Raw genomic sequence first — 16,607 nt, 5'->3', positions numbered from 1 at the left:
TCCGCGTCAGGATGCGCCCTCTGGAGGGCGGGTGAAGAACGGGGCCTTGATCCTTCAAAACGGCCTTCGACTTCGCTGCAGCGCTCATTGTGCGCCGCCGCACGCAGTATCGGCCAGCGGAGACCCAGATAGCGGTCATCCCGGCTGACGCCCTCAAGCGCGTCGGCCCCGAACCGCAGGAGCCCACCTTTGTCGAAACGCGTTTTCCTGGCCGTCGCCACCGCGCTGATGCTGCCCGTCTCGGCCGGTGTGGCCCTGGCGAACGACACCTCCGGGTTCAGTGCCGCCAACGCAGCGATGCTGCGGGGCTACACGGCGAGCCCCGGCCAGATCTTCATCCAGACGGCGCCGCACGGCGACCCGGCCGTCCCCGGACCCACCGTGCCCCAGCACCGCCCGGCGCCGGTCCGCGCCCGCTGAAGATCCTGAACCCCCGGACCGGTCGAGCGGTCCGGGGCCAAGCCGATGCCGCGGCGTTCGCGGCTCAGGCGTTCTTGCGCGGCCGGTGGTTCGGGTCGATGCCGCCGTCGAGCTTGGTCTCGTTGTCCACATCGCCCTCGAAGGTCGAATCGGCCTGGAGGTCCGCCGGGTCGGCGCCGCTCATGCCCTTCGAGGTGCCGATGCCGGGATTGCCCTTGAGGTCGGCGTCCGTGGGCGTCTCGGTCTTGGGATGCTTGTTCGACATGCTGGCTCCTGTCGGATGCTGGAGCCGGGCCAACGCGTCGGGGCCGTGACGGTCTCCCGCTTGCCGTGCGGCGGTTCGCCTCCCGGGCCCGCTCAGCCGATCTCCGACGTCGTGATTCGGCGGACGCCTGCCGCCTCCATCCGCGTCCACGCATTTGCTAGCGAGCCGCCCACATCGATGCCGCGCACCGCATCCGCCACCACGAGGGTGTCGAAGCCCGCTTCACGGGCATCCAAGGCGCTCCAGGCCACACAGAAATCCGTGGCGAGGCCGCACAGGACGAGGCGGGTGATGCCGCGTTCCCGCAATGCCCCGGCGAGCCCGGTTCGGGTGGTCAGGTCGGCCTCCAGGAAGGCCGAGTAGCTGTCGACCCGGGGATCGAGCCCCTTGCGGATCACGAGGGCTGCCCGGTCGGTGGCGAGCCCCGGCGCGAAACCAGCGCCCGGACTGCCCTGGACGCAGTGCCGGGGCCACAGCACCTGCGCGCCGTAGGGGAGCGTCACCGTCTCGAAGGGCACCTTCCCGGCATGGTTGTCCGCGAAGGAGATGTGGTCGGCCGGGTGCCAGTCCTGCGTCAGGGCCACGGTCCGGAAGCGGCTCTGCAACGCGTTGATCGGGTCAATCACCGCATCCCCCTCCGGGACGGGGAGCGCCCCGCCCGGCAGGAAATCGACCTGCACGTCGATGACGAGGAGCAGGTCCGAGGCGCCCGGTGTCACGGCGCGGAGGTCACGGCAGCATCACGGTCGAGCCGGTGGTCTCCCGGCCCGCCAGATCCCGGTGCACCTGCTGCGCCTCGGCGAGCGGGTAGGCGGCGTTGACTGCGATCTTCACCGCGCCCTCGCGCACCACCTTGAACAGGCGGGCGGCCGCCTCCTCCAGGGTGGCGCGGTTCGACGAGAAGGTCGCGAGCGTCGGGCGCGTCACGTAGAGCGAGCCGCGCGGCGCCAGCAGCCCCAGGTCGAGCCCGGTGATCGGCCCGGAGGCCGAGCCGAAGCTCGCGAGCACGCCCAGCGGCGCGAGGCTGTCGAGCGAGCCCATCAGGGTCGCCTGACCGACGCCGTCATAGACCACCGGCACGCCCTTGCCGCCGGTGATCTCGCGCACGCGCTTCGCCACATCCTCCTCGCGGTAGAGGATGACGTGGTCGCAGCCGTTCTGCTTGGCGAGTTCCGCCTTCTCGGGGCTGCCGGCGGTGCCGATTACCGTGGCGCCGAGGTGCTTGGCCCATTGGCAGGCGATCAGGCCGACGCCGCCGGCGGCCGCGTGCCACAGGATCGTGTCGCCCGGCTTCACCGCGTAGGTCCGATGCAGCAGGTACTCAGCGGTGAGGCCCTTGAGCATCATGGCGGCGGCGGTCTGCTCGTCGACGCCGTCGGGGATCGGCACGGCCGCCGCGGCCGGGATCACCGGCTCCTCGGCGTAGCAGCCATCCGCCACCGAACCATAGGCGACCCGGTCGCCGGGCTTGAACTGGGTCACGCCCTCGCCCACCGCCGTGACGGTGCCGGCGCCCTCCTTGCCGGGGGTGTAGGGCATGTGCGGAGACTTGTAGGCGCCGGTGCGGAAGTAGATGTCGATGAAGTTGACGCCGATGGCCGCCTGCTTGACGCGGATCTGCCCGGGGCCGGGCTCGGCCAGGGGCACGTCCTCGAAGCGCATCACCTCGGGGCCGCCGTACTCGTAGACCCGGATCGCCTTCGGCATCGTTGGACTCCCGCTCGCCGCCCCGTCCCGGGGCGTTCGCCTTTCGAGATAACGAAGCGTCGGCTGGAGGCAATTTCTTTTTGACTTTCGCGCTTCGGTTGCATCCGGGGTCGGATCCTGGATCCTGGATCCGGGACGCCCGGCCGCCTATCTTGGCGACAACGCCCGCCCGTCCCCCGACCGGAAGGTCCGAAAAATGTCCGGCACCACCCGTACGAGCGCCGATCTCGACCCGCGCCGCCGCCGCCTCCTGTACCGCGCCTGGCACCGGGGTATCCGCGAGATGGACCTGATCATGGGCCGCTTCGCCGATGCCGAGATCGGCGAGCTGTCCGAGGCGGAACTCGACCAGTTCGAGGCGCTGATCGAGGTGCCGGACCGCGACCTGTTCAAGTGGCTCACCGGCGAGGTCGAGACGCCCTCGAATTACGATACGGCGGTCTGGCAGCGCGTGCGCGCCTTCCACCGGCACGACGCACCGATCCATTCCTGAGGGACCGTCATGGACGAACCCAAGCCCAACTACGATCACCCGGCCCGGTCGATCGCGACCGAACTCGTGGTGCGCATCATGCTGGAAATGATGGAGCGCTCCGATCCGGCATTGCGCGCCGAGATCCTGCGGCAGGCCACATCCCGGGCCGCCGCGATGACCGAGCACATGCCCAACGCGGATTTCTTCCGCGGCCGGGTCGAGGCGGCGCTGGCGGAGATCGTCGGGCCGGACGCGTGAGGGCGCGCGCCAGAGGCTTCCGTCGCATCCGATCGAAGCTCTTGGCCGATGCAGCCCGCTCCGTCATCACGAGCGCAGCGAAGTGACCCAGGGCTGCGCGACGCCCGGAGACGTGGCGCGGCCCTGGATTGCTTCGCTGCGCTCGCAAGGACGGTTGCCGTTCCATGCCGCAGCATAACTGCCCTATAGGGTGCGTTCAGCCGTCCGGACGCGACCGCCGGGACGCTTTATCGCGCTGGCCCGTTGGGCTAACGCCACCCAACATCTGCCCCTGACGCGCCCGGCGGGATCCCCCGCGAAAGACCCGATGGCCAAGCCGCAACCGAAGCCTTCCGCGCCCGCCCCTGCCGCCAAACAGCAGGTCGCGCGCTTCGCCCTGCCGAAATCCTCCGCGCTCGCCAAGGCGATCGACGCCCTGAAGCGCGGCGACAGCCCGGTGCTCGCCAACGCCCCGGAGGGTTTTGACGCGCTGGCGCTGGCCGACCTCGCCCGCGCCCTGGCGCCCACCGTCGATGCGCCGGCCGTGCTGGTCCATGTGGCGCGCGATTCCGGCCGCTCGGCCTCGTTCCAGGCGGCGCTCGGCTTCGTCGCGCCCGAGATGGACGTGATGAGCCTGCCGGCGTGGGACTGCCAGCCCTACGACCGGGTCTCGCCGACCACCGCCGTCGCCGCCGCCCGGATGACGGCGCTGGCCCGCCTCGCCCGCACCCGCTCGGCCGAGGATCGGCCGCGCATCCTTTGCACCACCGTCAACGCCCTGGTGCAGCGGGTCCCGCCCCGCGCCCACATCGCCCGGGAGGCGTTCTCGGCGGCGATCGGCAACGTCGTGGCGATGGACGACGTGGTGGCCTGGGTCGAGGCCAACGGCTTTCTGCGCACGGGGACGGTGCGCGACACCGGCGAATACGCGGTCCGCGGCGGCATCCTCGACCTGTCGCCCCCGGGCTTGGCGGCGCCGATCCGCCTCGACTTCTTCGGCGACACGCTGGAATCGATCCGCGCCTTCGACCCGGAGACCCAGCGCACCACCGGCCAGCTCCGCTCGCTGGACCTGATGCCGATGAGCGAGGTCCAGCTCACCACGGAGACGATCCGCCGCTTCCGCCAGAACTACATCCAGAGTTTTGGCGCGGCGACCCGCGACGACCGGCTCTACGAGACGGTGAGCGAGGGGCGGCGCTACGCCGGCCTCGAGCACTGGATGCCGCTGTTCTACGACCACCTCGACACGCTGTTCGATTATCTCGGCGGCGTGCCGCTGGTCTTCGACCCGCAGGTGGAGGATGCCGCCGCCGAGCGGATCAGCCTCGTCCAGGACTATTACCAGGCCCGCGAGGGCGCGATGAAGACGCCGCAGCCCGGCGTCGCGCCCTACAAGCCCCTGCCGCCCCGCGCCCTCTACCTGACGCCGAATGAGCTGAAGGAGCGGATCGCCACCGCCACGGTGGCGCGGCTGACCCCGTTCGCGCAGCCTGAGTCTCCTGAGCGCGCGGTGATCGATTGCGGCGCAAAATCGGGAAGAAACTTCGCGCCCGAGCGGGCCGACGAGAACGCCAGCGTGTTCGACGCCGCGGTGGCCCATATCCGCGATCTCCAGGGATCCGGTCATCATGTGATCCTGGGAGCCTGGTCCGACGGCTCCCGCGACCGGCTCTGCGGCGTGCTCACCGATCACGGCCTGAAGAAGCCCGTGGCGATCACCCGGCTCACCGACGTCTACGCGCTGAAGCGCGGCACCGACGCGGCGGTGGCGGTCTGGGGCCTGGAGGCGGGCTTCACCGCGGGCGAGCTCGCCGTCGTCTCCGAGGGCGACATCCTGGGCGACCGGCTGGTCCGCCAGAAGCGCAAGGCCAAGCGGCCCCAGGACGTGATCCTGGAGGTGCAGGCGCTCCAGCCCGGCGACCTCGTGGTCCATGCCGATCACGGCATCGGCCGGTTCGTCGGCCTCAAGACGATCCACGCCGCGGGCGCCCCGCACGATTGCCTGGAGCTGCAATATACCGGCGGCCTGCTGCTGCTGCCGGTTGAGAATATCGAGCTCCTGACCCGCTACGGCTCGGAGGATTCCGAGGTCGCCCTCGACCGGCTCGGCGGCGGCGCGTGGCAGGCCCGCAAGGCCAAGATGAAGCGCCGCATCCTCGAGATGGCGGGCGAGCTGATCAAGGTCGCGGCCCAACGCTTCGTCCGGAAGGCACCGGCCCTGCAGGCGCCGGAGGGGCTCTACGGGGAGTTCGCCGCGCGCTTCCCGTTCGAGGAGACCGAGGACCAGGCCAACGCCATCGACGCGGTGCTGGACGACCTCAATGCCGGCCGGCCGATGGACCGGCTGGTCTGCGGCGATGTCGGCTTCGGCAAGACCGAGGTGGCGCTGCGCGCCGCCTTCGCGGCGGCGATCTCCGGCAAACAGGTGGCGGTGATCGTCCCCACGACGCTGCTCGCCCGCCAGCACTACCGGACCTTCGCGGAGCGCTTCAAGGGATTGCCGGTCCAGGTGGCGCAGCTCTCCCGCTTCGCCTCCGCGGCGGAGATGAAGCAGACGCGGGCGGGGCTCATCGCCGGCACGGTCGACATCGTGGTCGGCACCCACGCGCTGCTCGCCAAGAACATCGCCTTCAAGGATCTCGGCCTGATCATCGTGGACGAGGAGCAGCATTTCGGCGTGGCCCACAAGGAGCGGCTGAAGGCGCTCCAGGCCGATGTCCACGTGCTGACCCTCTCGGCGACCCCGATCCCGCGCACGCTCCAGCTCGCCATGACGGGGGTGCGCGAACTGTCGATCATCGCGACGCCGCCGGTCGACCGGCTGGTGGTGCGCACCTTCGTGACGCCGTTCGACCCGCTGACCATCCGCGAGGCGCTGCTGCGCGAGCGCTACCGCGGCGGCCAGTCGTTCTACGTGGTGCCGCGCATCGAGGATCTGGCCGAGGTCAAAAAGTTCCTCGACGCCGAGATGCCCGAGATCAAGGTCGCGGTCGCCCACGGCCAGATGGCGGCGGGCCAGCTCGAGGACGTGATGACGGCCTTCTACGAGGGCAAGTTCGACGTGCTGCTCTCGACCACGATCGTGGAATCGGGCCTCGACATCCCCACCGCCAACACGCTGATCGTGCACCGGGCCGACATGTTCGGTCTGGCCCAGCTCTACCAGCTGCGCGGCCGGGTCGGGCGCTCGAAGGCCCGCGCCTACGCGCTGTTCACGACGCCGGCCAACCGCCAGCTCACCGCCCAGGCCGAGCAGCGCCTCAAGGTGCTCCAGAGCCTCGACACGCTGGGCGCGGGCTTCCAGCTCGCCTCCCACGATCTCGACATCCGCGGCGCCGGCAACCTGCTCGGCGACGCGCAGTCGGGCCACATCAAGGAGGTCGGCTACGAACTCTACCAGCAGATGCTGGAGGATGCGGTCACGGCGCTGAAGGCGGGCATCGAGGACGTGCCCGAGGAGGCGTGGTCGCCGACCATCGCGCTGGGCGCGCCCGTGACGATCCCGGAGGATTACGTCGAGGATCTCGGGGTGCGGCTCGCCCTCTACCGGCGGCTCGCCACCATCCAGGACGATGCCGAGATGGAGAGCTTTGGCGCCGAGTTGATCGACCGGTTCGGGCCGCTGCCGCCCGAGGTGGAGCAGCTCCTTAAGATCGGCACGATCAAGATCCTCTGCCTCAAGGCCAACGTCGAGAAGGTCGAGGCCGGGCCGAAGGGCGTGGTGGTCCATTTCCGCGACCGCTCCTACGCCAACCCGCAGGGGCTGGTGGCCTACGTCGCCGAGCAGGCCTCGTTCGCGAAGGTGCGGCCCGACATGAGCGTCGTGTTCGTGCGCGAGCTGAACACGATCCCGGCGCGGCTCAAGACCGCCACCGAGGTGCTGCGCAGCCTCGTGAAGATCGCCGAGCGGGGGAAGAAGGCGGCATAAGGGGCAGAGCCACGCGTCTCGGCGGCGCGCGTTCTAGCCGCCGATCACAAGCTCCACGCGGTCGGCGGCGAACAGGGTGCGGTTCGCCTGGATCGGCACCCCCGCGGCGTCGATGTTGACGCTCGACACCACCATGACGACCCGGCCGGGTGCGATATCGAGGCGCTCTGCCTCCTGCGCGTCGGCCGGTCGAGCACGGATACGCGTCGAAAGGCGGGTGTAGTCGTCGACGCCACAGGCCGCGAACGCCCGGGTGATCGAGCCCCGCGCGGCATAGGCTTCGGAGAAGCCGGAAAAGCGCGGCAGCGGCAGCCAGGTCAGCGCCGTCGAGAGCGGGGTCTCGTCCGCCCGGTGGACCGTCAGCAGTTCCAGCACAGGTGCGCCGGGCGCCAGCGCCAGGGCTTCCGCCTGTTCGGCCCCGGCCGGGACGGTGGCGGCAGCGAGCAGGTCACCCCAGGCCTCGCGGCCCGCCCCGGCGACAATCTCGGAGAAGCGGGTGCGCGGACCGATCGGATAGGCCAGCGGCGCCGCCTCCACGAAGGTGCCCCGCCCCTGGCTGGCGCGCACGAGGCCGCCCTCCGCCAGGGCGGCGAGCGCCCGGCGGACGGTGTGCCGGTTCACCGCGAAGCGCGCCGCCAGCGCCGCCTCGCTCGGCAGCTGCTGCCCCGCCGTGTAGAGCCCCGTCGCGATATCGGCGATCAGCGCGTCGGCGATCTGCCGCCACGCGGTCAGCCCCTCGCCCCGGACCAGACCGGGCATCTGCGCCTGCGCTTCCATGCTGTCATCCAAACTTCATTTGCGCCGGGTACGCCAGTTGTCTACGTAACTATACAACCACGCAAGCGAGGGATTCGCGATGGCCCCTGACCCGACAGGACCGGCCCCTGACCACGCGGTCGCCGACCGGCAGGCCGTGATGGCGCTCTGCGCAAACGCCAACCGCGACGATCTCGCGGCCGCGCTGACGGCGCTCGGGTCGCCCGCGACCGAAAATCTCCGTGCCCCGGAGACCGGGCTCGTGATGGCCACGGGTCGGATTGGCGGCGACGGGCGGCCGTTCAACCTCGGCGAGGTCAGCGTGACCCGCGCCGCCATCCGCCTCGCAGACGGGACCAGCGGTTTTGCCTATCACCTCGGCCGCGACCGCACGAAGGCGCGGCTCGCCGCGATCCTCGACGCCCTCTGGCAGGATCCCGCCCGGCGCGATCGGGTCGAGGCGGCCCTGGCCCCGGTCGCCCGACGGACCGAGGCGGCCCGCGCACGAGCGGCCCGCCATACCGCCGCGACGCGCGTCGACTTCCTGACCCTCGCCCGCGGGGAGGATTGACTATGCTTGCACCCGGTTTCGCCGATCCGGTCCATGATGCGCAGGCGACGTTCCGCGCCGTGATGGAGGCCCTCGCCCGGCCCGGTCTCGTCCGGCCCCTTGCCCCCGGCCTGCAGCCGCCAGCGCCGCTTACGCCGGAACTCGCCGCTATCGCCTTGACGCTCACCGATGCCGACACGCCGGTCTGGCTCGACCCTCCTCTGGCCGAAGCGCCGGAGGTCGCCGCCTACCTGCGCTTCCATACCGGGGCGCCGCTCACCGATGACCCGGCCCGGGCGGCCTTCGCGCTGGTCCGCGATCCCGCGCGCTGCCCGCCGCTCGGTCGCTTCGCCCCCGGCACGCCAGCCTATCCGGACACCTCCACCACGCTGGTGCTGGCCCTCGACGCGATCACCGTGGGGGAGGGGCTGCATCTCACCGGCCCGGGCATTCGGGGTGCCGTCCGGATGGCGCCGACGCCTCTGCCAGACGGCTTCGTCGGGCAGCTGGCCGCGAACCGCGCGGATTTCCCCCTCGGGGTCGATCTGATCCTCACCGCGCCCGGCCGCGTCGCCGGGCTGCCACGCTCCACCACGGTGACGGAGGCCTGAGCCATGTACGTGGCTGTGAAGGGCGGCGAAGCCGCCATCGACAACGCCCACCGGCTGCTTGCCGAGGTGCGCCGGGGCGATCCCGCCGTGCCCGAGCTGTCCGTGGCGCAGATCCGCGCGCAGATGGCGCTGCTGGTCGATCGGGTGATGACCGAAGGCTCGCTCTACGATCCCGATCTCGCCGCTTTGGCACTCAAGCAGGCCCGCGGCGACGTGGTCGAGGCGGTCTTTCTGGTTCGTGCCTTCCGGACGACGCTGCCCCGCTTCGGTGCCTCCGTGCCGGTCGACACGGGCGCCATGGCGGTCGAGCGCCGGATCTCCGCAACCTTCAAGGATCTGCCGGGCGGGCAGGTGCTCGGACCGACCTTCGACTACACGCACCGGCTGATCGATTTCACGTTGGCCGCCGAGGGCGACATCGAGCCCGCCGCCGAGGCCGAGCCCCGCGTCGATGCCGCGCTTTGCCCGCGGGTCACCGACATGCTTGCCCAGGACGGGTTGATCGAGGCCTCTCCGCCGGACGAGGGCGCCCCCGTCGGCGATCTCACCCGCGAGCCGGTGGATTACCCCGCCGACCGGGCCCTGCGCCTCCAGGCGCTCGCCCGGGGCGACGAGGGCTTCGTGCTCGGCCTCGCCTACTCGACCCAGCGCGGCTACGGCCGCACCCACCCGTTCGTGGGCGAGATCCGGGTTGGCGAGGTCGCGGTCGAATTCGTGCCCGAGGAGCTGGGTTTCGCGGTGCCGCTCGGCCGTGTGCAGCTCACCGAGTGCCAGATGGTCAACCAGTTCAAGGGTTCGGGCGCCGCGCCGCCTCAGTTCACCCGGGGCTACGGGCTGAGCTTCGGGCAGAGCGAGCGCAAGGCGATGGCGATGGCGCTGGTGGACCGGGCGCTGCGCGCCGAGGAGCTCGGCGAGCCGGTGACGAGCCCGGCCCAGGACCAGGAATTCGTGCTCGCCCATTGCGACAGCCTCCAGGCGACCGGCTTCGTCGAGCACCTGAAGCTGCCCCACTACGTCGACTTCCAGGCGGAACTGGAACTGGTTCGCCGGCTACGCACCGAGTTCGAGCGGAAGTCCGAAACCGTTGAGATGCAGGAGGCCGCGGAATGAGCGCGACGCATACCTTCCCCTCTCCCCGCACGCGGGGTGAGGATCGCGGCGACCTCGTCGTCGACGCGGTGAGCCCGCAGGGCGAGGGTGAGGGGAACTGTCCGGGTGAGACTCCTCCGTCACCACCCCCTCACCTTCGGCTGCCGCCTCGTTTCGCCGACGACGAGGTCGTCGAAACCCTCTCCCCGCAAGCGGGGCGAGGGGATGCAGAACGCACGGCCGCCCCGCAATCCGGCTACAACTTCGCCTATCTCGACGAGGGCACGAAGCGGATGATCCGCCGGGCGATCCTCAAGGGGATCGCGGTGCCGGGCTATCAGGTGCCCTTCGCCTCCCGCGAGATGCCGATGCCCTACGGCTGGGGCACCGGCGGCGTGCAGGTGACGGCCGCGATCCTCGGCCGCTCGGACGTGCTCAAGGTCATCGACCAGGGCGCCGACGACACCACCAACGCGGTCTCGATCCGCCGCTTCTTCGCCAAGACCTCCGGCGTCGCCACCACCACCCGCACAACCGAGGCGACGGTGATCCAGACCCGCCACCGCATCCCCGAGACGCCGCTCACCGAGGGCCAGACCCTGGTCTATCAGGTGCCGATCCCCGAGCCCCTGCGCTACCTCGAGCCGCGCGAGACCGAGACCCGGCAACTCCATGCGCTCGCCGAATACGGCGCCATGCACGTGAAGCTCTACGAGGACATCAGCCGCCACGGGCACATCGCCACCACCTACGCCTACCCGGTGGAGGTCGCGGGCCGCTACGTGATGGACCCCTCGCCGACGCCGAAATTCGACAACCCCAAGATGGACGACTGCCCCGCCCTCCAGCTCTTCGGCGCGGGGCGCGAGCGGCGGATCTACGCGGTGCCACCCTACACGCGGGTCCGCAGCCTCGACTTCGAGGACCACCCGTTCCGGGTGCAGCACTTCGACCATCCCTGCGCCCTGTGCGGGGCCGAGGGCGTCTATCTCGACGAGATGCTGCTCGACGATGCGGGCCGGCGGATGTTCGTCTGCTCGGACACCGACCATTGCGAGGGGCGCCGCGCGGACGGCCATCTCGGCACGGGGGACGCGATATGACGGAACTCACGGTCCGCCGGGCCGGGAAGCCCGACCTCCCGGTTGTCCTCGACCTCTATGGAGAGCTGAACAGCGGGCGGGTGGCGACCCTGGAGCAGGCCGAGGCGCTGCTCGACCGGCTTGAGACGGCCTATCCCGATTACGGGCTCTACGTGGCCGAGGTCGGTGGTGCGATCGTCGGCACCTTCTGCCTCATCATCCTCGACAACATCGCCCATTGGGGCATGCCCTCGGCGCTGGTCGAGAGCGTCGTGGTCGCGTCCGGACATCGCGGCGGCGGTCTCGGCCGGGCGATGATGCACGAGGCATTCCGCCTCGCCCAGGCGCGGGGCTGCTACAAGCTCGCTTTGTCGTCGAACGTCGACGCCAAGCCGGCGCATGTCTTCTACGAGCGCCTCGGCTTCGAGCGCTACGGCTACAGCTTCCGCCTCGATCCCCCCTTCACGCCCGACGCCGCCGAGGTGAACCTATGAGCGAGCCGCTGCTTCAGGTCCGCGGCCTGACCAAGCGCTACGGGGACCGCCTCGCCTGCGCCGACGTGTCGTTCGACCTCGTGCCCGGCGAGGTCTTGGCGATCGTGGGTGAATCCGGCTCCGGCAAGTCGACGCTGCTCTCCCTCATCGCCACGGAGCTGGCCCCGGATTCCGGGACGGTTGCCTACCGGATGCGTGACGGCACGCTGCGCGACCTCGGCACCTTGAGCGAGGCCGGGCGCCGGGCGCTGATGCGCACCGAGTGGGGGTTCGTCCGCCAGGATGCGGCCCAGGGCCTGCGCATGGCCGTCTCGGCCGGTGGCAATGTCGGCGAGCGGCTGATGGGGCTCGGGGAGCGCCATTACGGCCGGATCCGCGCCCAGGCCCTCGATTGGCTCGGCCGCGTCGAGATCGCCGCCGACCGGATCGACGACCCGCCGACGCGGTTCTCCGGCGGCATGCGCCAGCGGCTGCAGATCGCCCGCAACCTCGTCACCGGCCCCCGCCTGGTGCTGATGGACGAGCCGACCTCGGGCCTCGACGTCTCGGTCCAGGCGCGGCTCCTCGACCTGATTCGCCGGCTCTCGGCCGAACTCGGCCTCGCGGTGATCATCGTCACCCATGATCTCGCGGTGGCGCGGCTCCTCTCGCACCGGATCATGGTCATGCGGGCCGGCCGCGTGATCGAGGCCGGCCTCACCGATCGGGTGCTCGACGATCCCGAGCACGCCTACACCCAGCTCCTCGTCGCCTCGGTGCTCGCCGCATGACCGCGCTCCTGACCTTCGAGAACGTTGCCAAGAGCTTCACCCTGCACCTGCGCGACGGTGTCGTGCTGCCGGTTGTGGGCGGCGTAAGCCTTTCCGTGGAGCCCGGCGAGTGCGTGGTGCTCGGCGGCCCGTCCGGTGCGGGAAAATCCTCGCTCCTGAAGATGGCCTACGGCAATTACCGCTGCGACGCCGGCGCCATCCTGGTCCGCGACGGCGAGGCCGTGGTGGACGTCGTCAGGGCCGATCCGCGGGTGGTGCTGGCGCTGCGGGCGCGGGTCATCGCCTACGTCTCGCAGTTCCTGCGGGTGATCCCGCGGGTCCCGGCCCTCGACGTGGTCGAGGCCGCCGGCCGCGAGGGCGGCCTGTCCGAGGCAGCTGCGCGGGGGCGTGCCCAGGACCTGCTCACCCGGCTCAACCTGCCCGAGCGGCTCTGGAGCCTGCCCCCCGCGACTTTCTCAGGCGGAGAGCAGCAGCGGGTCAACATCGCCCGCGGGCTGATCGCCGACCGGCCGCTGCTCCTCCTCGACGAGCCCACCGCCTCCCTGGACGCGCAGAACCGCGCCGTGGTGGCCGAACTCGTGCGCGAGAAGCTTCAGGGCGGTTCCGGTGTGCTCGGCATCTTCCACGACAGCGAGATGCGCGACGCTGTGGCGACCCGGGTGGTCGACGTCACCCGCTTCGCGCCGCAAGCCCGGGCAGCCTGAGGACCGACACGATGGACGACTTCATCATCGAGAACGCGACCCTGGTCCTGCCCGACCGGGTCCAGCACGGCTGGCTCGCCGTGTCCGACGGGGCGATCGTGGAGATCGGCGAGGGCCGTCCGCCCGTCCGGGGCCTCGATTTCGGCGGTGATCACCTGATCCCCGGGCTGATCGAGCTGCACACCGACCATCTGGAGAGCCACTACGCGCCGCGCCCCAAAGTCCGCTGGCATCCGCTCGGCGCGGTCCTGGCCTATGACGCGCAGATCACGGCCTCGGGCATCACGACGGTGTTCGACTCGCTCCGCGCCGGCAGCGATCCGGATGGCAGCGGCCTCGGCTCCGAGCTGCAGCAGCTCGCAGGCGCCATCGACACCGCCCGCACCCAGGACCTGTTCCGGGCCGAGCACTTCACGCATCTGCGCTGCGAGCTGCCCTCCGCGGACGTGCTCGACACGGTGGCGTCCTTCACCGCCCGCTACCCCGTGGGTCTGATCTCGCTGATGGACCACACGCCGGGCCAGCGGCAGTTCCGCGACATGGAGAAGTACTACACCTACGCCACCCGCGGCGGACGGCCCATGGAGGAGATCCGCGCCAACACCGAGCGCAAGATCCGCGACGGCAAGGCGCTCAACGCGCAGAACCGCCCGGCCCTCGTCCAGTTCGCCCGCGAGATGAATATCCCGCTGGCGAGCCACGACGACACCACCCTGGCCGATGTCGCGCTGGCGGTCGGCGAGGGCGTGCGGCTCGCCGAGTTCCCCACCACCCGGGAGGCGGCCGAGGCCGCCCACGGCCAGGGCCTCACCGTGATGATGGGCGCGCCGAACCTGATCCGCGGCGGCTCGCATTCGGGCAACGTCGCGGCCCTGGCGCTGGCCGAGGCCGGCCATCTCGACATCCTGTCCTCGGACTACGTGCCGGCGAGCCTTCTGATGGCGGCCTTTCTGCTCCCCCAGCAGGCGCCCGCCATCACCCTGCCGGAGGCGCTCGCCACGGTGACGGCGAACCCTGCCAAAGCCACGGGCTTATCCGACCGCGGCGCCCTGGCGCCCGGATTGCGGGCCGATCTCGTGCGGGTTCAACTGGCTGAGGGTGTACCGGTGGTCCGTGAGGTCTGGCGCACCGGCCGGCGGGTCGCCTGATGGCGGGCTGCCTCGTCCTCGTCGTCGGCCCGAGCGGGGCCGGCAAGGACACGCTGATCCGGCTGGCTCGGGCGGCTTTGGCCGACGATTCCCGCTACGTGTTCCCGCGCCGCCTCGTGACGCGTCCCCCCTCGGCGGACGAGGACAACGACGAGATCGACGCGGCCGCCTTCGCGGCAGGCTGCGCGGCGGGGCGCTTCACCCTGCACTGGCACGCCCACGGCCTCGGCTACGCCATCCCGGCGGAGGCCGGCCGTCTGGCGGCGGCGGGCCATGTGGTGGTCTGCAATGTTTCGCGTCGGGTCGTCGCGCAGGCCCGCGCCGCCGGCCGGCCCGTGAGCGTCGTGGAGATCACCGCGCCGCCCGCGATCCTGATGCGGCGGCTCGCCGCAAGGGGCCGGGCCGAGGACGGCGACCTCGCCGCACGGCTGGCGCGGGAGGTGGCGGTCGAGGCGGATCTCCGAATCCTCAACGTCGGTGTGCCGGAGGCCGGCGCCGCGCAGCTCATCGCGCATCTGTGCGCCTGTTGAATCGCCCTAGGCGCGGCTTCCGAGCATCCGTGATGTCATCACGAGCGTAGCGAAGTGACCCCGGGGCGGCGCGACTTCGATGGGTCTGGCGCCGCTGGATAGCTTCGATTCGCTCGCAAAGACGGCCGGCCGAAAATCGGCAATCGGAAACCGTGTCTAACGTCCACAGCCATGAAAAAGGCACAGCCATGAAAAAGGGCGCGGGCCGGATCCGGCGCGCGCCCATTCGTCGCCCGGGATCGGCGTCCCAGGCTGTGCTGTAAGGACTAGAAGCCGCCGAACTTGTAGTTGAAGCCAGCGCGAACGATGCTGCCTTCCGTGCGGAAGCGCGAGATGTACGAGCCGGTGCCGACACCCGGGACGGCGGCGACCAGCACGCTCTGGCTACCGAGATCGTAATGCAGGTACTCGGCCTTCACCGTGATGGCGTCGTACTTGATACCGAGGTAGCGGCCGAGCGCGAAGGTGTTCAGGAAGCTGTCGGTGGGCAGCGCGAACTCGATGCCGCCGCCATAGGCGAAGCCGGTCTTGAAGTCGTCGTAGCGGCCGGCGAACTGCAGGGCGCCGCCGGGGGTGTAGAAGTTGGCATCGTGGAAGACGTTGCCGTAGGCGAGGCCGCCCATCCCGTAGACCAGGACCCGGTCGAACGCGTAGCCGACGCGGCCCGTCAGGGTGCCGAGCCAGTCGAGGCTCTGGCGGAACTGGCTGATGTTCGGCGCACCGCCCGCGACATTGCCGGTGCCGAGCACGACCCGGTTCTTGGTGATGTCCGTCCAGTCGATGCTGTTGGCGACGCCGACCACGATGCCGGAGCCCGGCGTGAACTGGTAGTTGTAGCCAGCGGTGCCGCCGATGTTGGCGAAGCCGTCCTGCGAGGTCGAGGTCAGGATCGGGCGACGGCCGAGCGCCACGTTGTTGGCGTTGCCCGGTAGGACACCCGCGGTGGTGATGCGCTCGCGATCCGTGAAGGTGTAGGCCGACTCGAGACCGGCGTAGAAGCCCGTCCACGTGAAGACCGGCACCGGCGTGAAGACCGGCGGCGGCGCGGCGCGGCGCGGCAGGTCGGCGGCCGAGGCAGCTGTCGTAACCAGTGCGGTGGCGGCCGTCGCGAGGAGGAGCTTCTTCATCATGGTGGCGGGGTCCGGGCTTGTGCGTTGTTGGACGCATTTAAGCTCGGCCGCATTGATACCGCTATGCCTCCCAAGCCACACTGTGACCTGAAAGTGTCCACTGGATTTCTGCGGATTGGTAATTCCATGCGCAAGACTCGATCAGGTGGCTTGACAGTCGGTGAGCCCGCGGGGGCCTCGCGCGTGCCGGAGCTTGATCCGAGGCGGCCGACCCTCTAAGCGAACCGCGTTTTGCGCCCCTGTCCGAAGTTCGGGGCGGCCGATCAGGATCCGGGGTGCCCACGTGGTCCCCGCCGCAGGAATGGGAATCATGGGCAAGGAAAAGTTCTCCCGCACCAAGCCGCACTGCAACATCGGGACGATCGGCCACGTCGATCACGGCAAGACGTCTTTGACGGCGGCGATCACGAAGGTGCTGGCTGAGACGGGCGGCGCGACGTTCACGGCCTACGACCAGATCGACAAGGCTCCGGAGGAGAAGGCGCGCGGGATCACGATCTCGACGGCGCACGTGGAGTACGAGACGACGAACCGGCACTACGCCCACGTCGATTGCCCCGGCCACGCCGACTACGTGAAGAACATGATCACGGGCGCGGCGCAGATGGACGGCGCGATCCTGGTGGTGTCGGCGGCCGACGGCCCGATGCCGCAGACCCGCGAGCACATCCTGCTGGCGCGTCAGGTCGGCGTGCCGGCGCTGGTGGT

At 70.5% G+C, this 16,607-nt stretch carries 19 protein-coding genes; 14 read left to right on the top strand and 5 right to left on the bottom strand.

Going from position 1 to position 16,607, the window contains the following annotated elements:
* The first annotated feature begins 189 nt into the window (after positions 1-189).
* Positions 190-420, top strand: a complete 231-nt coding sequence (locus tag BLQ49_RS22215) for a hypothetical protein (protein WP_091719788.1) — start codon at positions 190-192, stop codon at positions 418-420.
* A 64-nt stretch (positions 421-484) separates the two neighbouring features.
* Here the strand turns inward: BLQ49_RS22215 and BLQ49_RS22210 are convergent, their stop codons facing one another.
* The 3 genes from BLQ49_RS22210 to BLQ49_RS22200 form a co-directional block, all read right to left on the bottom strand.
* Positions 485-685 carry a hypothetical protein gene (locus tag BLQ49_RS22210; protein ID WP_091719786.1) on the bottom strand — a complete coding sequence of 67 codons (201 nt, stop codon included), beginning with the start codon at positions 683-685 and terminating at the stop codon, positions 485-487.
* 92 nt (positions 686-777) lie between these two features.
* On the bottom strand, positions 778-1,404 hold the full coding sequence (gene pncA, locus BLQ49_RS22205; protein ID WP_091719783.1) for a bifunctional nicotinamidase/pyrazinamidase: 627 nt from the start codon (positions 1,402-1,404) through the stop codon (positions 778-780).
* A gap of 10 nt (positions 1,405-1,414) precedes the next feature.
* Positions 1,415-2,392 carry a quinone oxidoreductase family protein gene (locus BLQ49_RS22200; RefSeq protein WP_091719780.1) on the bottom strand — a complete coding sequence of 326 codons (978 nt, stop codon included), beginning with the start codon at positions 2,390-2,392 and terminating at the stop codon, positions 1,415-1,417.
* A gap of 196 nt (positions 2,393-2,588) precedes the next feature.
* Between BLQ49_RS22200 and BLQ49_RS22195 the strand changes: the two genes are divergently transcribed.
* From BLQ49_RS22195 to mfd, 3 genes are all read left to right on the top strand, one after another.
* Positions 2,589-2,885: an FAD assembly factor SdhE gene (locus BLQ49_RS22195; RefSeq protein ID WP_091719778.1), complete on the top strand. Its 297-nt coding sequence runs from the start codon at positions 2,589-2,591 to the stop codon at positions 2,883-2,885.
* 9 nt (positions 2,886-2,894) lie between these two features.
* Complete coding sequence (locus BLQ49_RS22190; protein WP_091719775.1) at positions 2,895-3,125, top strand: hypothetical protein; 231 nt, start codon at positions 2,895-2,897, stop codon at positions 3,123-3,125.
* Positions 3,126-3,432: 307 nt separating this feature from the next.
* The gene (mfd, locus tag BLQ49_RS22185) at positions 3,433-7,035 is read left to right on the top strand and encodes a transcription-repair coupling factor (RefSeq protein ID WP_091719772.1); all 3,603 of its coding nucleotides are present in this window, start codon (positions 3,433-3,435) and stop codon (positions 7,033-7,035) included.
* Positions 7,036-7,068: 33 nt separating this feature from the next.
* Here mfd and phnF read toward each other — a convergent pair whose 3' ends face one another.
* Positions 7,069-7,812 (bottom strand): phosphonate metabolism transcriptional regulator PhnF, encoded by a 744-nt coding sequence (gene phnF, locus BLQ49_RS22180; RefSeq protein ID WP_091719770.1) that lies wholly within the window; start codon positions 7,810-7,812, stop codon positions 7,069-7,071.
* Between the two features lie 79 nt (positions 7,813-7,891).
* Between phnF and phnG the strand changes: the two genes are divergently transcribed.
* The 9 genes from phnG to phnN are packed head-to-tail and all read left to right on the top strand — an operon-like array spanning position 7,892 to position 14,769.
* Positions 7,892-8,362: a phosphonate C-P lyase system protein PhnG gene (phnG, locus tag BLQ49_RS22175; RefSeq protein ID WP_091719767.1), complete on the top strand. Its 471-nt coding sequence runs from the start codon at positions 7,892-7,894 to the stop codon at positions 8,360-8,362.
* 2 nt (positions 8,363-8,364) lie between these two features.
* Complete coding sequence (phnH, locus tag BLQ49_RS22170; RefSeq protein ID WP_091719765.1) at positions 8,365-8,952, top strand: phosphonate C-P lyase system protein PhnH; 588 nt, start codon at positions 8,365-8,367, stop codon at positions 8,950-8,952.
* A 3-nt stretch (positions 8,953-8,955) separates the two neighbouring features.
* A complete protein-coding gene (locus BLQ49_RS22165) occupies positions 8,956-10,062 on the top strand; it encodes a carbon-phosphorus lyase complex subunit (RefSeq protein WP_091719762.1) in 1,107 nt (368 codons plus the stop codon).
* On the top strand, positions 10,059-11,144 hold the full coding sequence (locus tag BLQ49_RS22160; protein WP_280140999.1) for an alpha-D-ribose 1-methylphosphonate 5-phosphate C-P-lyase PhnJ: 1,086 nt from the start codon (positions 10,059-10,061) through the stop codon (positions 11,142-11,144). Before BLQ49_RS22165 ends, BLQ49_RS22160 begins: the two co-directional genes overlap by 4 nt.
* Positions 11,141-11,617 carry a GNAT family N-acetyltransferase gene (locus BLQ49_RS22155; RefSeq protein ID WP_091719759.1) on the top strand — a complete coding sequence of 159 codons (477 nt, stop codon included), beginning with the start codon at positions 11,141-11,143 and terminating at the stop codon, positions 11,615-11,617. The genes BLQ49_RS22160 and BLQ49_RS22155 overlap by 4 nt, the downstream gene beginning before the upstream one ends.
* Positions 11,614-12,387 (top strand): phosphonate C-P lyase system protein PhnK, encoded by a 774-nt coding sequence (phnK, locus tag BLQ49_RS22150; RefSeq protein WP_091719756.1) that lies wholly within the window; start codon positions 11,614-11,616, stop codon positions 12,385-12,387. The genes BLQ49_RS22155 and phnK overlap by 4 nt, the downstream gene beginning before the upstream one ends.
* The gene (gene phnL, locus BLQ49_RS22145) at positions 12,384-13,091 is read left to right on the top strand and encodes a phosphonate C-P lyase system protein PhnL (RefSeq protein ID WP_091719754.1); all 708 of its coding nucleotides are present in this window, start codon (positions 12,384-12,386) and stop codon (positions 13,089-13,091) included. Before phnK ends, phnL begins: the two co-directional genes overlap by 4 nt.
* 11 nt (positions 13,092-13,102) lie before the next feature.
* Positions 13,103-14,239: an alpha-D-ribose 1-methylphosphonate 5-triphosphate diphosphatase gene (locus BLQ49_RS22140; RefSeq protein ID WP_091719751.1), complete on the top strand. Its 1,137-nt coding sequence runs from the start codon at positions 13,103-13,105 to the stop codon at positions 14,237-14,239.
* Complete coding sequence (gene phnN, locus BLQ49_RS22135; protein ID WP_091719749.1) at positions 14,239-14,769, top strand: phosphonate metabolism protein/1,5-bisphosphokinase (PRPP-forming) PhnN; 531 nt, start codon at positions 14,239-14,241, stop codon at positions 14,767-14,769. Before BLQ49_RS22140 ends, phnN begins: the two co-directional genes overlap by 1 nt.
* 266 nt (positions 14,770-15,035) lie before the next feature.
* Here phnN and BLQ49_RS22130 read toward each other — a convergent pair whose 3' ends face one another.
* Entirely contained in the window at positions 15,036-15,899 is an 864-nt protein-coding gene (locus BLQ49_RS22130; protein WP_091719746.1) for an outer membrane protein, read from the bottom strand.
* A 310-nt stretch (positions 15,900-16,209) separates the two neighbouring features.
* Here BLQ49_RS22130 and BLQ49_RS22125 point away from each other — a divergent pair.
* Positions 16,210-16,607 (top strand): GTP-binding protein (locus tag BLQ49_RS22125; protein WP_143012242.1); only part of this gene is annotated, 398 nt, incomplete at its 3' end.

It is taken from the genome of Methylobacterium phyllostachyos, from assembly GCF_900103445.1.
Lineage (GTDB): Bacteria > Pseudomonadota > Alphaproteobacteria > Rhizobiales > Beijerinckiaceae > Methylobacterium > Methylobacterium phyllostachyos.
The sequence above is the reverse complement of the archived record's forward strand: the minus strand, read 5'-3'. Positions and strand labels throughout refer to the sequence as shown.

Coding starts and splice junctions, on each gene's coding strand:
- BLQ49_RS22190 (WP_091719775.1), top strand. CDS start 2,895: ATGGACGAACCCAAGCCCAACTACGATCACCCGGCCCGGTCGATCGCG.
- BLQ49_RS22160 (WP_280140999.1), top strand. CDS start 10,059: ATGAGCGCGACGCATACCTTCCCCTCTCCCCGCACGCGGGGTGAGGAT.
- BLQ49_RS22165 (WP_091719762.1), top strand. CDS start 8,956: ATGTACGTGGCTGTGAAGGGCGGCGAAGCCGCCATCGACAACGCCCAC.
- phnN (WP_091719749.1), top strand. CDS start 14,239: ATGGCGGGCTGCCTCGTCCTCGTCGTCGGCCCGAGCGGGGCCGGCAAG.
- phnG (WP_091719767.1), top strand. CDS start 7,892: ATGGCCCCTGACCCGACAGGACCGGCCCCTGACCACGCGGTCGCCGAC.
- phnF (WP_091719770.1), bottom strand. CDS start 7,812: ATGGAAGCGCAGGCGCAGATGCCCGGTCTGGTCCGGGGCGAGGGGCTG.
- mfd (WP_091719772.1), top strand. CDS start 3,433: ATGGCCAAGCCGCAACCGAAGCCTTCCGCGCCCGCCCCTGCCGCCAAA.
- BLQ49_RS22210 (WP_091719786.1), bottom strand. CDS start 685: ATGTCGAACAAGCATCCCAAGACCGAGACGCCCACGGACGCCGACCTC.
- BLQ49_RS22200 (WP_091719780.1), bottom strand. CDS start 2,392: ATGCCGAAGGCGATCCGGGTCTACGAGTACGGCGGCCCCGAGGTGATG.
- BLQ49_RS22155 (WP_091719759.1), top strand. CDS start 11,141: ATGACGGAACTCACGGTCCGCCGGGCCGGGAAGCCCGACCTCCCGGTT.
- phnK (WP_091719756.1), top strand. CDS start 11,614: ATGAGCGAGCCGCTGCTTCAGGTCCGCGGCCTGACCAAGCGCTACGGG.
- phnL (WP_091719754.1), top strand. CDS start 12,384: ATGACCGCGCTCCTGACCTTCGAGAACGTTGCCAAGAGCTTCACCCTG.
- BLQ49_RS22195 (WP_091719778.1), top strand. CDS start 2,589: ATGTCCGGCACCACCCGTACGAGCGCCGATCTCGACCCGCGCCGCCGC.
- BLQ49_RS22130 (WP_091719746.1), bottom strand. CDS start 15,899: ATGATGAAGAAGCTCCTCCTCGCGACGGCCGCCACCGCACTGGTTACG.
- phnH (WP_091719765.1), top strand. CDS start 8,365: ATGCTTGCACCCGGTTTCGCCGATCCGGTCCATGATGCGCAGGCGACG.
- BLQ49_RS22140 (WP_091719751.1), top strand. CDS start 13,103: ATGGACGACTTCATCATCGAGAACGCGACCCTGGTCCTGCCCGACCGG.